Here is a 12,974-nt window from a genome sequence, read left to right on the forward strand (position 1 = left end):
CGGTTCGCCGGGGCTTTTTTGTTTCTGCCCGCGATTGCGGAAAATCGCAAAGCGGCGCAAGATTGGATTCGACAACGACGATGGCGTCATGTACGCATTGGTTAAACGATTAACCCAATCCGTCGAAAATCATGCCCACAGCCCGACCGGGACCAAATCTGAGCAGGATCGCAACGTCGCTTGGCGTCTCCGTCGCGACGGTGTCGAACGCGCTCTCGGGAAAGGGCCGTGTGTCCGAACAGCTCGCCGAGCGGATCCGCGAACACGCGGCCGAAATGGGCTATGTTCCGAGCCAGGCGGCGCGCGCGCTGCGCACCGGACGCAGCGGCGTCATCGGCCTTGTCCTGCCTGATATCGCCAATCCACTCTTCCCGAAGCTCGCGCAGGCGATCGAATTCGCCGCCACATCGGCCGGCTACGGCGTCCTCATCGCCGACTCCCGCGGCAACATCACCGCACAGACGGAAGCCATCAACCGGCTGGTCGAGCGCGGCGTCGAGGGACTTGTCATCGTCCCGCGCCGCGCGACCCGCATCTCGGCCGCGAGCTGTCCCGTCGCCGTCATCGACACCGCCTCGACACCCGGCAACACGGTCGCCGCCGATCACTGGCAGGGCGGACGCGACATCGCGGACCACCTCGCCGAACTCGGCCACAAGCGCATCCTTGTGATCGGCAACAATCCCGAATCCAACGTCCAGAACGACCGCGTCGGCGGCATCCGCTCCGGATTGCGCCCCGACATGCAGTCCTCCACCCTTTGGGTCGAGCGCCTGGAACGCGAGAACGGCATGGGCTGCACGCTCGGCCTCGCCGAAAAGGTCCGCGAGGGCTACACAGCCTTCGCAGCGCTGTCCGACCTGCAGGCGCTGAGGGCGCTCACCGAACTGCAGCGCGACGGCATCGTCGTTCCCGACATGGCAAGCGTCACCGGCTTCGACGACCTGATCTTCTCCCCCGTCATCACACCGAGCCTGACGACGGTGGCAATGGACATGGCGACGATCGCCGATGTCGCCATCTCCTCGCTCCTGAAAACCATACAGGCAAGCGGCAGCCGCGAAGGCGTGCTCGTCGCTTCCGAAACCGATCGGGTGCCCATGCAGCTGATCGTTCGCCAATCATCGGGTCCCGCCGATCCAGCCAGGATCGACCCAAGCAAAGTGGACCTAGCCTCTCAGAAGGAGAACTCCTGACATGAAGCATGCCCTCATCGCCTCGGCGGCCCTTCTGGCCCTCACGCCCGTCGCCGCAAGCGCTCAGGAAAAGACGCTCACCATCTCCGTCTACGCCTTCGCGCAGGATGACTTCAAATCGATCGTCTACGACCCCTTCGAAGCCAAGTGCGGCTGCAAGCTGGTGGTCGAGACCGGCAACAGCGTCGAGCGCCTGGCGAAAATGGAGGCCAACAAGGCCAACCCCGTTATCGACATGGCCGTCGTCTCCATGGCCGACGCGCTGTCGGCCACTCGCAAGGGCCTGATCGACAAGATCGACACCGCAAAGCTCACCAATTTCGGCAAGCTCTACGACCTCGCCAAGGATCCGAACGGCGATGGCATGAGCGTCGGCTACACTTTCTACGCCACCTCGATCGCCTACCGCTCCGACAAGATGAAGATCGAGAGCTGGGCCGATCTGCTGAAGCCTGAATATGTCGGCCACGTCGCCTTCCCGAATGTCACCACCAACCAGGGCCCGCCGGCACTCTACATGCTCGGCCTGGCGCTCGGCAGCGACAACCCGGACCTGAAAGCGCCGATCGCAGCCGTCGGCGAAAAGAAGGACGACATCGTCACCTTCTACGAGAAGTCCTCGCAGCTCGTGCAGCTGATGCAGCAGGAAGAAATCTGGGCCGCCCCGATCGGTCGCTTCTCCTGGGCAGGTTTCACCAAGCTCGACGTCCCCGTCTCCTGGGCAACCCCCAAGGAAGGCCAGACCGGCGGCATGAACGTCATGGTCATGACCAAGGGCTCGAAGAACCAGGACCTCGCGCTGCAGTTCATGGATTTCTGGCTCTCCACAGAGATCCAGACCAAGCTTGCCGAAAAGCTGGTGGACAGCCCGGCCAACAAGGAGGTGAAGGTCTCCGACGAAGCCGCCAACAACCTCACCTACGGCGAGGACACGGTGAAGAACCTGAAACTCATCCCCTCGGCCGCAGCCCTCGATAACCGCGCCGGCTGGCTGAAGGATTGGAACGACACGGTCGGCCAGTAACGGCCAGTCACCAACAGGACGGCTCCGGCACCGCTGGAGCCGCACCATGCGATTGCTCTGAAAGACGCCTCATGTTTCAAAACCGCACGGAAGCCCTGGCGCTCGCCCTGCCCGCGGCCCTGTTCGCCGCGCTGGTCTTCCTGCTGCCCGTCGTCATCCTTCTCTCGGAAGGATTTCACATCGACGGCAGCTGGACGCTCAGCGCCTATACCGGCTTCTTCTCGCAATCGCTGAACCGCACGGTCTTCCTGCGCACCTTCAAGCTCGGCCTCGAAGTCACCGCCGTCTCCGCCGTCATCGGCTATGCGGCGGCCTTTGCCATCGTCAACCTGCCGCCGAAGGGCAAGGGCCGGATGATCGGCCTCGTGACGCTGCCGCTGATGATCTCGCCGGTTGCCCGCACCTATGCCTGGATCGTCATCCTCGGCCGCACGGGGATCGTGAACCAGGCGATCCAGGGCCTCGGCCTCAGCGACAGCCCGCTGCGCCTGCTCTTCACCGAGACCGCCGTCTTCATCGGCCTGCTGCAGCTATTCCTGCCGCTGATGATCCTGTCCCTTATCAGCGCGCTCGAAAACATGCCGAAGGACGCCATTCCGGCCGCCCGCGTGCTTGGCGCCAACTGGTTCCAGGTATTCTGGAAGGTGATCCTGCCTCTCACCCGCGAAGGCCTCGTCGTCGGCGGCACGCTCGTCTTCACCGGCTCGCTCACCGCCTACATCACCCCCGCCGTCCTCGGCGGCTCAAAAGTGCTGATGCTGGAAACGCTGCTCTACCAGCAGGTCTCCGTCGCCAACGACTTCGTTGCCGCCAGCGTCATCGCCTTCATGCTGATCGTCATGAGCTTCGCCGCCAACATCCTGCTCAAGCGTCTAGCAACAGCGAGGAACAAGCGATGACACCACGCATCCTCTCGCCGCTGGTGCTCGGCCTGCTCTTGATCTTCCTGATCGGCCCCTTCTTCATCATCATCGCCGCCTCGCTCTCTGCCGGCGATACGCTGGCCTTCCCGCCGCAGGGCCTGTCGCTGCGCTGGGTCTTCAAGGTCTTCACCATCGACAGTTTCCGCGACAGTTTCGCCATGTCGATGCTGCTTGCCGTGGGCGGCACGCTGGCGGCTCTTGTCCTCGGCATCCCCGCCGCCTACGCGCTTTCACGCTACAAGCTGCCGGGCGCGGAAACCATCCGCACCATCGTCTCGCTGCCGATCATCGTGCCGGGCATCATCGTCGGCCTGGCGCTGCTGCGCTATCTGGTCGTGCCCTTCGGCTTCAACATCACGCTGGCGCTGTTCTTCGCGCACACCGCACTGGTGTTGCCCTATGCCGTGCGCGTCGTCTCCGCCAGCCTCAACAACCTGCGCTCCGATATCGAGGAAGCCGCGGTGCTGCTCGGCTCGTCGCGCGCAGGCGCCTTCTTTCGCGTGGTGATGCCGAACATCCGCGGCGGCATTCTCGCCGCCTTCATCCTCGGCTTCGTCACCAGCTTCAACCAGGTGCCCGTCTCGCTCTTCCTGTCAGGTCCCGGCGTCCGCACGCTGCCGATCGACATGCTGGGTTACATGGAAACCACCTACGACCCGTCGATCGCTGCGCTCTCTGCGCTGCTCGCCTTCCTGTCCATCGGCATCGTCTTCCTTGCCGAACGCTTCCTGGGGTTCTCTCGCTATGTCTGACACCTATCTGCAACTCGACAAGCTGACGCTTGCCTACGGCGATACGGTCGCGGTGAAGGATCTAGATCTCTCGATCAAGAAGGGTGAGCTCGTAGCACTCCTCGGCCCCTCCGGTTGCGGCAAGACCACGACGATGCGCTCGATCGCCGGCCTGCTCAACCCCGCATCCGGCCGCATCACGCTGGATGGCGCCGATATCACCCGCGTCTCTGCCAACAAGCGCAATGTCGGCCTGGTCTTCCAGTCCTACGCGCTGTTCCCGCATCTGACCGTCTATGAAAACGTCGCCTTCGGCCTGCGCCTCAAGGGCGTCAGCGGCCAGGATCTCGATGCAAAGGTAAGCGCGAGCATCAAGTCCGTCGGCCTCGCCAGTTTCGCATCGCGCAAGCCGGGCGAACTCTCCGGCGGCCAGCAGCAGCGCGTCGCCATCGCGCGCGCCATCGTCACCCAGCCATCGCTGCTTCTTGCCGATGAACCGACGGGCAATCTCGACACCAAGACCAGCATCGAAATCATGGACCTGATGACGCGGTTGAACCGCGAGCAGGGAATCACCATCGTCATGGTCACGCACGAGCCTGACATCGCTGCCTATGCGCAGCGGCTGCTGCGCTTTGTCGATGGAAAGCTGGAAGCGGAAACGGTGCATCAGGGAAGGGCGGGTCATCATGTTTCTTGAGACGGTCAAGCTCGCGCTGCGCGCCATCAGCCGCAACATGCTGCGGTCGTTCCTGACCGTGCTTGGCGTCGTCATCGGCGTCGCCGCCGTCATCGCGCTGGTCACGATCGGCAACGGCACCACCGCGCAGGTTACCTCCGAGTTGTCGCGTCTCGGCACCAACATGCTGTTTGCCCGCCCCGGCCAGTTCGGCCCCGGCCGCGCAAGCTCCGAGGCACGCCGCTTCACCGTGGCTGACGTGGATGCCATCAGCGAGCAGGTCAGCGGGCTGCGGGCCGTGGCGCCGCTCAACCAGACGACCGCGACGGTCATCTATGGCGGGCAGAGCCACTCGACGACGGTGATGGGCACGACCAACGACTATTTCACCGCACAGGACTGGGACATCGCCTCCGGCCGCACCTTCGAGGCAGCCGAAGAGCGCGGCCGTGCTCGCTGCATTCTCGGCGAGACCGTCCGTTCGCAGCTCTTCGGGTCCGCCGATCCGATCGGCCAGCAGGTGCGCGTCGGCAAGGTCTCCTGCGGCGTCATCGGCGTTCTGGCCAAACGCGGGCAATCCGGCATGGGCACCGACCAGGACGATGTCGTCATCGTGCCGATCAAGGTCTACCAGCGCCGCATCGGCGGCAAGGCCAACGCCAATGTCTCGATGATCCTCATCTCGGCGCGCGATGGCGTTGCCACATCGAAGGTCCAGTCGGACACGGAAAACCTGCTGCGCGAACGCCGCAAGATCATTCCCGGCCGCGAAGACGATTTCAACGTCAACGACATGACCCAGATAGCAGCCGCGATGACGGGAACGACGACACTGCTCACCAGCCTGCTTGGCGCGGTGGCCGCGATCAGTCTGCTCGTGGGCGGCATAGGCATCATGAACATCATGCTGGTCTCGGTTACCGAGCGCACACGTGAAATCGGTATCCGTCTGGCGATTGGCGCGCTGGAGCGACAGGTGTTGATGCAGTTCCTTGTCGAGGCGGTGGCGCTGTCGATATTCGGTGGCATGAGCGGCATTCTGCTGGGGCTGGGCCTCGGCTTCGGCGCCGTATCGCTACTCAAGGTGCCGTTCGTGGTAAGCCCGACGATGATCATCGTCGCCTTCGCCTTTTCCGCCGCGATCGGCATGATCTTCGGCTATTTCCCGGCAAGGCGGGCCGCCCAGCTCAATCCGATCGATGCGCTGCGGCACGAGTAAGCCGCTGTAAAATAACGGCTCTCGCTGCCGCCTAATATATCATGGCAACCTGCCATTGAATCCGTTAACGCGGGGCTTATGATATATCAGGTCGAATCACGGATCCGCGATGCCGAACTCCTCACAGAGCCATCTTGCCTATCTGGCGCTGGAACATGCCATCGTGACCTTGGCGTTGACGCCTGGTGCGCTCGTCAATGAAAAGCAGCTGATCGATCTCTCCGGACACGGCCGCACGCCAGTGCGCGAGGCGATCCAGAAGCTGGCATGGCAGGGATTGATCGTGGTGAAGCCGCGCGTCGGCCTGCAGATCGCCGAGATCAAGCCGACCGACCACGCCCATGTCATGCAGGTTCGCCGCGAGCTCGAGCCGATCGCAGCCGCACTCGTTGCCGAACAGGCGACCGACGGGCAGCGCAACCAACTGGTGGAATGCGCGCGTGCCATGAACGATTGCGCCGTCAGCGGCGATCTCGCGGGATTCTTCGCGGCCGACAAGGCATTCGACGAAATTCTCGAAGAGTCTTGTCCCAATGCCTTCATCACTTCGGCGCTCGGCCCGGTGCAGACCCATTCGCGTCGCCTCTGGTATTCGAAGGCAAGCCCCGAGCGGATGGATCGCTCGATTTCGCTGCACGTTGCCGTGATCCGCGCGATCCAGCAGGGCAAGGCGACTGAAGCACGCAAGGCGATGACGACGCTGATCGATTATCTCGGCCAGAAATGAAAACGGCCCCGTTTCCGGAGCCGCTGTTATAGGCATTTGAGAGAGGCAATCAGCCGACGAAGGCGCGTTCGATGACGAACTGCGCCGGCTTGCTGTTGGCGCCTTCCTCGAGGCCAGCCTTCTCAAGCAGTTCCTTGGTGTCCTTCAGCATCGCCGAAGAGCCGCAGATCATACCGCGGTCGATCTCGGGATCGAGCTTGGGAACGCCGAGATCGGTGAACAGCTTGCCTGAGGAGATCAGGTCGGTGATGCGACCGCGATACTCGAAGTCCTCGCGCGTTACCGTTGCGTAGTGCAGCAGCTTGTCACCGACCACTTCTTGCAGAAGCTCGTCGTTCTGGATTTCGTGAACCAGGTCGAAGCCGTATTTCAGCTCGGCTATGTTGCGCGTGGTGTGGGTGAGGATGACCTGGTCGAACTTTTCGTAGGTCTCCGGATCGCGGATCAGGCTGGCGAATGGCGCGATGCCGGTGCCGGTCGAAAACATGTAGAGACGACGGCCGGGCGTCAGCGCGTCGAGCACCAGCGTGCCCGTCGGCTTCTTGCGCATCAGCACCTGGTCGCCGGGCTTGATGGCCTGCAGATGCGAGGTGAGCGGACCATCGGGAACCTTGATGGAGAAGAATTCGAGTTCTTCGGCCCAGGCGGGGCTGGCGATCGAGTAGGCGCGGAAGATCGGTTTGCCGTCTACCATGAGGCCGATCATCGCGAATTCGCCAGAGCGGAAGCGGAAACCTTCAGGACGCGTCATCGTGAAGCGGAACAGGTTGTCCGTATAGTGCGTGACGCTGAGAACGGTTTCGGCGAATACGCCGGCAGGGATTGGGGCTGCGAATTCTTCGGTCTTTGCAGGGGCGTTCATTGCGGTATCGGATCCCGTAGTTCGTCGATCATCAATTCGATGCGAGCGAGATATTACAAATAGGCGGCGGATTAAAGGTATTCCATTCCCTCTGTGGCGAGTTGCATGAAATATGCATGTTATCGTCAGGTTTGGGAAACCCGATGTGCATCATTCGCTTTTGCTCTGGCGAAGCCCGACAAAGGATGCATATTAGGCCGAAATCGCGCCTCGGGGGTGCGGATTGCTTATGGCAACTCGGGGAAACATGAAGATTTTCAATTACAAGCGCGTACCCTACGCGGAAATGCGGGCATTTTCCGTCCATATTTTGACGGCCTCCGGTTCCTTTCTTGCTTTCCTCGGCGTCGTGGCCGCCGCCGAGCATCGTTTCGTCGACATGTTCTGGTGGCTGGGGCTGGCGCTTCTGGTCGATGGTATCGATGGACCGATCGCGCGCAAGGTCAAGGTCAAGGAAGTCCTGCCGAACTGGTCGGGCGATACGCTCGACAATATCATCGATTACGTCACCTACGTGCTACTGCCGGCATTCGCGCTCTATCAGAGCGGCATGATCGGCGAGCCCTGGTCGTTCGTGGCCGCCGGCATGATCGTCGTGTCGAGCGCCATCTATTATGCCGACATGGGCATGAAGACCGAAGAGTATTTCTTCTCAGGATTCCCCGTTGTCTGGAACATGATCGTCTTCACGCTGTTCGTCATGGATGCCAGCGCCACGACCGCGCTCGCCGTCGTCACTGTCTCGGTGATCCTGACCTTCCTGCCGATCAACTTCCTGCATCCGGTCCGCGTCCAGCGCCTGCGTCCGTTCAATCTCGGCATCTTCTTCCTGTGGTCGGCACTCGGCATCTATGCGCTGCTGATGCATTTCGTCGTGCCGCAATGGGCGCTCGTTCTTTTCGTTCTGAGCGGTATCTATCTCTATTGCATCGGTGCGGTGCTGCAGTTCCTGCCGGCGCTTGGACGTCGTGCATAGGAGAATTGGCATAGGAGAATTGGAATGACGAAGACACAGGCCGTCGTGCTGAACGGGACCGGCGGTCCCGAAGTTCTCGATTATGTCGATATCGACCTGCCGCCGCCCGGCGCCGGCGAAGTGCAGATACGGCACGCCGCGATCGGCCTGAATTTCATCGACGTCTATTTCCGCACCGGCCTCTACAAGGCGCCGTATATGCCCTTCGTTCCGGGCAAGGAAGCCGCCGGCACGGTGACTGCGGTCGGCCCCGGCGTCTCGGATTTCAAGGTCGGCGACCGCGTCGCCTATGCTGGCTCCGACGGCGCCTACAGCATCGAGCGCAACATCGAGACCAGGCATCTGGTAACCGTGCCCGATGGCATAGGGCTCGATACAGCCGCGGCGATGATGCTGAAGGGCATGACGGCGCAGTATCTGCTGAACCGCACCTTCAAGGTCGGCCCTGACACCACGCTGCTCTTCCACGCCGCCGCCGGCGGTGTCGGCCTGATCGCCGGCCAGTGGGCCAAGGCGCTCGGCGCGACTGTCATCGGCACGGTCGGATCGGACGCCAAGGCTGAACTGGCACGCGAACATGGCTACGACCGCGTCATCAACTACAACAGCGAGGATTTCGTCGCGCGCGTCTCGGAGATCACAGGCGGCAAGGGCGTCGATGTCGTCTACGATTCCATCGGTCGCGACACCTTCCCGCAATCGCTCGACTGCCTCAAGCGCTTGGGCATGTTCGTGTCCTTTGGCCAGTCATCCGGCCCAATAGAGGATTTCACCCTGGCGTTGCTGGCGCAGAAGGGCTCGCTCTTTGCGACCCGTCCGACGCTTTTCACCTACATCGCCACCCGCGATGAGCTAACTGATTGTGCAAACGCATTATTTGATGTTGTTTTGAGCAACAAAGTGCGTATCAATGTCAATCAGACCTATCCGTTGCGCGAGGTTGGGCGAGCCCACACGGAACTGGAAGCTAGAAAAACGACCGGAACGACGCTGCTGATCCCAGAATGATCCTGAAGGGGCAGGTCGGCAGTGGGAAATGAGGGGAAAGTGTCGTCATCGACTGTGCCGGCATCAGGCGCGTTATTGTCGGTCCAGAAGCTGACAAAGCTATTCGGCAGCTTTGCTGCCTGTAACCACATAGACCTCGATATCGCTCCCGGCGAAATCCATGCATTGCTCGGCGAAAACGGCGCGGGAAAATCCACGCTGGTGAAGATGCTGTTCGGCGTCTTGGAGCCGAGCGAGGGCGAGATCGTCTGGGAAGGCCGTCCGGTCGCGATCAACTCGCCCGGTGCTGCGCGCAAGCTTGGCATCGGCATGGTGTTCCAGCATTTCTCGCTGTTCGAAGCGCTCACCGTTGCCGAAAACATCGCGCTCTCTCTCGATGACAGCATCCCGATCGGCAAGATTGCCGAGGAGGCGAGGGCGCTGTCGCAGGCCTATGGCCTTCCGCTCGACCCACACGCCCATGTGGCCGATCTCTCCGTCGGCGAGCGCCAGCGCATCGAGATCGTCCGCGTGCTGTTGCAAAACCCGAAGCTGATCATTCTCGACGAGCCGACCTCGGTGCTGACGCCGCAGGAAGCGGACAAGCTGTTCGAGACATTGTTCAAACTCAAGGCCGAGGGCCGCTCGGTGCTCTATATCAGCCACCGCCTGGAAGAGGTGCAGCGCATCTGCGACCGCGCCACGGTGCTACGCCACGGCAAGGTGACCGGCGCCTGCGTGCCGGCAGATGAAACGCCGGCCTCGCTTGCGCGCATGATGGTCGGCAACGACGTCGCATCCGTCACGCACCCCGATCGCGGCGCCAAGGGTCCGGTCCAGCTTGCCGTCTCAGGCCTCTCCGTCGCCCCGCGCACCCCCTTCGCCATGCCGCTGAAGGACGTGTCGATGACCGTCTGTTCCGGCCAGATCCTTGCGATCGCAGGCGTTGCCGGAAACGGGCAGGGCGAGTTGTTCGATGCGCTCTCGGGCGAATATCCGGTGTCAAAGCCGGAAGCGGTCGTCATCCGCAACAAGCCTGTCGGAAACCAAGGGATCACCGCCCGCCGCCTGCTCGGAGCCGGCTTCGTGCCCGAGGAGCGCCACGGCCACGCCGCCGTGTCGGCGATGAAGCTCTCCGACAACCTCGTGCTTGCCCGCAGCAAATCCGACCGCAAGGCCTTCCTTTCAGGCGGTTTCCTCAAGATCATCCGCCGTAGCGCCGTGAAGAACGCGACGAAGCGCATTTCCGAGGAAATGGACGTGCGCAAGAGCGGCGAGGATCCGGCAGCCGGCTCGCTCTCGGGTGGAAACCTGCAGAAATTCATCGTCGGCCGCGAGCTCGACCGCCAGCCGGCCGTCCTCGTCGTCAATCAGCCGACCTGGGGCGTGGACGCGGGCGCGGCAAGCCGCATCCGCCAGGCGCTCGTCGACCTCGCCCGCAACGGTTCGGCTGTCGTCGTCATTAGCCAGGATCTGGACGAAATCTTCGAGGTCGCAACCGAGATCGCCGTCATTTCCGAGGGACGCCTGTCGTCGCCATTCCCTGCGGGCGAGCTGACGCGCGAGAAGATCGGCCTGCTGATGGGCGGCCTGCATGAAAGCAAGACCGCGCCGGAGACCACGCATGCGCATTGAACTCGAAAAGCGCCCGCAGGCGTCGAAGCTCTACGGCCTCGTCTCGCCGCTGCTGGCGCTGATTTTGACGCTGGTTGCCGGCGCGATCATGTTCGAGATCTTGGGCAAGGATCCGATCGAGGCGCTCGACGCCTTCTTCCTGGAGCCACTGCTCGAAGTCTGGTCGCTGCACGAACTGGCGATCAAGGCCGCACCTTTGATCATGATCGCCGTCGGCCTCGCCGTCTGTTATCGCTCGAACAACTGGAACATCGGCGCCGAGGGCCAGTTCACCATGGGCGCGATCACCGGCTCGATCCTGCCCATCCTGTTCACCGAATGGCACTCGCCCCTCGTGTTGCCACTGATGCTGATTATGGGTGCGCTCGGCGGAGCGCTGTTCGCCGGCATCCCGGCGCTGCTCAAGGCGCATTTCAACACCAATGAAATCCTGACCAGCCTGATGCTGGTCTATATTGCCCAGCTCTTTCTCGATTGGCTGATCCGCGGCGCTTGGCGCAATCCCGCCGGCTTCAATTTCCCTGAGAGCGTCTCCTTTCCGCCCGAAGCGGTGCTGCCGGCGATCTGGGAAGAGTCCGGCCGCGCCCACTGGGCCTTCATCTTCGCGATCATCGCCGCGATCCTCGTCTGGTTCATGCTGAAATACACGCTGAAGGGCTTCGAGATCGTCGTCCTCGGCCAGTCGGAACGGGCAGGGCGCTTCGCCGGTTTCTCATCGAAGAAGATGATCTGGTTCAGCTTCCTGTTCTCCGGCGCGCTGGCCGGTCTCGCCGGCATCTCGGAAGTCTCGGGCTCGATCGGCCACCTGCAGCCGGCGATCTCACCGGGCTACGGCTTCACCGCGATCATCGTCGCCTTCCTCGGACGCCTCAACCCGCTCGGCATCATTGCTTCCGGCCTGGTGCTGGCGCTGACCTATCTGGGTGGCGAGGCCGCGCAGCTGTCGATCGGCGTCTCCGATAAGGTTACCCGCGTTTTCCAGGGGCTGCTGTTGTTCTTCGTCCTGTCCTGCGACACGCTGATCGCCTACAAGATCCGCATCGTCTGGTCGCGTGTCCGGGGAGGCGTCGCATGAGCATTTTCGAAGCCATCCTTCTGACAGTCATCACCGCCTCGACGCCGCTCGTCATCGCCGCACTCGGCGAACTGGTGACAGAACGCTCGGGCGTGCTGAACCTCGGCGTCGAGGGAATGATGATCATGGGTGCCGTCGCGGCCTTCGCCGGGGCGCAGATGTCTGGCTCGCCCTATATCGGCCTTCTCGCCGGCATCGCGATGGGCGCTATCTTCTCGCTACTCTTCGCCTTCCTGACGCTGACGCTGGTTGCGAACCAGGTGGCAACAGGTCTTGCGCTCACCATCCTCGGCCTTGGCCTGTCGGGCATGCTTGGCGAGGGCTATGTCAGTGTTCCCGGCGTCCGGCTTGCGCCGATCGTCGTGCCCTACCTCTCCGACCTTCCCTTCGTCGGCTCGGTGCTGTTCAAGCAGGATCTGACCTTCTACCTGTCGCTGGCGCTGCTCTTCGGCGTCAGCTGGTTCCTGTTCCGCAGCCGCGCCGGCCTCAAGCTACGCGCCATCGGCGACAGTCACGGCTCAGCGCATGCGCTCGGCATCAGCGTCATCCGCACCCGGTATCTCGCGGTGATGTTCGGGGGCGCCTGCGCGGGGCTCGCCGGCGCGCAGCTGTCGCTGGTCTATACGCCGCAATGGGTGGAGAACATGTCATCAGGCCGCGGCTGGATCACGCTGGCACTGGTGGTCTTCGCTTCATGGCGTCCGTGGCGGGTCTTCGCCGGCGGTTATCTCTTCGGCGCGGTCACGATCCTGCAGCTGCATGCCCAGGCTTTCGGCATCGGTATTCCGGCGCAGTTCCTGTCGATGCTGCCTTACGCGGCCACTATTGTGGTTCTCGTCATCATTTCTCATAATCGGCGCACGACGCTGATCAACACGCCGGCGTCTCTGGGAAAACCATTCGTCCCGGAACGATAGAACAAGAACAAACGAACTCAGAG

Annotated in this window: 12 protein-coding genes and 1 pseudogene; 12 read left to right on the plus strand and 1 reads right to left on the minus strand. The window is 62.4% G+C overall.

Annotated elements, in window-relative coordinates; all coding sequences use genetic code 11:
• The first annotated feature begins 131 nt into the window (after nt 1-131).
• The 7 genes and pseudogenes from B3605_RS03750 to B3605_RS03780 all read left to right on the plus strand — a co-directional run bounded on the left by B3605_RS03750 (nt 132) and on the right by B3605_RS03780 (nt 6,499).
• Entirely contained in the window at nt 132-1,196 is a 1,065-nt protein-coding gene (locus tag B3605_RS03750) for a LacI family DNA-binding transcriptional regulator (protein ID WP_296432346.1), read from the plus strand.
• A 1-nt stretch (nt 1,197) separates the two neighbouring features.
• Nucleotides 1,198-2,220 (plus strand): ABC transporter substrate-binding protein, encoded by a 1,023-nt coding sequence (locus B3605_RS03755; protein ID WP_112944415.1) that lies wholly within the window; start codon nt 1,198-1,200, stop codon nt 2,218-2,220.
• Nucleotides 2,221-2,291: 71 nt separating this feature from the next.
• Complete coding sequence (locus B3605_RS03760) at nt 2,292-3,119, plus strand: ABC transporter permease (RefSeq protein ID WP_018902537.1); 828 nt, start codon at nt 2,292-2,294, stop codon at nt 3,117-3,119.
• Nucleotides 3,116-3,895: an ABC transporter permease gene (locus B3605_RS03765; protein ID WP_112944414.1), complete on the plus strand. Its 780-nt coding sequence runs from the start codon at nt 3,116-3,118 to the stop codon at nt 3,893-3,895. Before B3605_RS03760 ends, B3605_RS03765 begins: the two co-directional genes overlap by 4 nt.
• Nucleotides 3,888-4,529, plus strand: a pseudogene (locus tag B3605_RS03770) (ABC transporter ATP-binding protein); the annotation flags it as partial. The gene B3605_RS03765 and the pseudogene B3605_RS03770, both read left to right, overlap by 8 nt.
• Nucleotides 4,530-4,563: 34 nt before the next feature.
• Nucleotides 4,564-5,772: an ABC transporter permease gene (locus B3605_RS03775; RefSeq protein WP_112945645.1), complete on the plus strand. Its 1,209-nt coding sequence runs from the start codon at nt 4,564-4,566 to the stop codon at nt 5,770-5,772.
• A gap of 109 nt (nt 5,773-5,881) precedes the next feature.
• Nucleotides 5,882-6,499, plus strand: a complete 618-nt coding sequence (locus B3605_RS03780; RefSeq protein ID WP_018899948.1) for a GntR family transcriptional regulator — start codon at nt 5,882-5,884, stop codon at nt 6,497-6,499.
• Between the two features lie 49 nt (nt 6,500-6,548).
• On the opposite strand, the gene B3605_RS03785 is transcribed toward B3605_RS03780, so the two are convergent.
• Complete coding sequence (locus B3605_RS03785) at nt 6,549-7,361, minus strand: ferredoxin--NADP reductase (RefSeq protein WP_112945644.1); 813 nt, start codon at nt 7,359-7,361, stop codon at nt 6,549-6,551.
• A 247-nt stretch (nt 7,362-7,608) separates the two neighbouring features.
• Here B3605_RS03785 and pcsA point away from each other — a divergent pair, with 247 nt between their 5' ends.
• From pcsA to B3605_RS03810, 5 genes are read left to right on the plus strand one after another with little or no spacing between them, the layout of a single operon-like run.
• Nucleotides 7,609-8,337 carry a phosphatidylcholine synthase gene (pcsA, locus tag B3605_RS03790; RefSeq protein WP_112945643.1) on the plus strand — a complete coding sequence of 243 codons (729 nt, stop codon included), beginning with the start codon at nt 7,609-7,611 and terminating at the stop codon, nt 8,335-8,337.
• 24 nt (nt 8,338-8,361) lie between these two features.
• Nucleotides 8,362-9,345, plus strand: coding sequence for a quinone oxidoreductase family protein (locus B3605_RS03795; RefSeq protein ID WP_112973166.1), 984 nt, complete (start codon nt 8,362-8,364; stop codon nt 9,343-9,345).
• A gap of 39 nt (nt 9,346-9,384) precedes the next feature.
• A complete protein-coding gene (locus B3605_RS03800) occupies nt 9,385-10,959 on the plus strand; it encodes an ABC transporter ATP-binding protein (RefSeq protein ID WP_112945641.1) in 1,575 nt (524 codons plus the stop codon).
• Nucleotides 10,949-12,034 (plus strand): ABC transporter permease, encoded by a 1,086-nt coding sequence (locus tag B3605_RS03805; protein WP_047510346.1) that lies wholly within the window; start codon nt 10,949-10,951, stop codon nt 12,032-12,034. The genes B3605_RS03800 and B3605_RS03805 overlap by 11 nt, the downstream gene beginning before the upstream one ends.
• Nucleotides 12,031-12,951, plus strand: a complete 921-nt coding sequence (locus B3605_RS03810) for an ABC transporter permease (protein WP_047510348.1) — start codon at nt 12,031-12,033, stop codon at nt 12,949-12,951. Before B3605_RS03805 ends, B3605_RS03810 begins: the two co-directional genes overlap by 4 nt.
• Nucleotides 12,952-12,974: the final 23 nt, after the last annotated feature.

This window comes from Rhizobium sp. UBA1881 (assembly GCF_002338015.1).
Classification (GTDB): Bacteria; Pseudomonadota; Alphaproteobacteria; order Rhizobiales; family Rhizobiaceae; genus Rhizobium.

Coding starts and splice junctions, on each gene's coding strand:
- B3605_RS03810 (WP_047510348.1), top strand. CDS start 12,031: ATGAGCATTTTCGAAGCCATCCTTCTGACAGTCATCACCGCCTCGACG.
- B3605_RS03765 (WP_112944414.1), top strand. CDS start 3,116: ATGACACCACGCATCCTCTCGCCGCTGGTGCTCGGCCTGCTCTTGATC.
- B3605_RS03780 (WP_018899948.1), top strand. CDS start 5,882: ATGCCGAACTCCTCACAGAGCCATCTTGCCTATCTGGCGCTGGAACAT.
- pcsA (WP_112945643.1), top strand. CDS start 7,609: ATGAAGATTTTCAATTACAAGCGCGTACCCTACGCGGAAATGCGGGCA.
- B3605_RS03785 (WP_112945644.1), bottom strand. CDS start 7,361: ATGAACGCCCCTGCAAAGACCGAAGAATTCGCAGCCCCAATCCCTGCC.
- B3605_RS03755 (WP_112944415.1), top strand. CDS start 1,198: ATGAAGCATGCCCTCATCGCCTCGGCGGCCCTTCTGGCCCTCACGCCC.
- B3605_RS03750 (WP_296432346.1), top strand. CDS start 132: ATGCCCACAGCCCGACCGGGACCAAATCTGAGCAGGATCGCAACGTCG.
- B3605_RS03775 (WP_112945645.1), top strand. CDS start 4,564: ATGTTTCTTGAGACGGTCAAGCTCGCGCTGCGCGCCATCAGCCGCAAC.
- B3605_RS03805 (WP_047510346.1), top strand. CDS start 10,949: ATGCGCATTGAACTCGAAAAGCGCCCGCAGGCGTCGAAGCTCTACGGC.
- B3605_RS03795 (WP_112973166.1), top strand. CDS start 8,362: ATGACGAAGACACAGGCCGTCGTGCTGAACGGGACCGGCGGTCCCGAA.
- B3605_RS03760 (WP_018902537.1), top strand. CDS start 2,292: ATGTTTCAAAACCGCACGGAAGCCCTGGCGCTCGCCCTGCCCGCGGCC.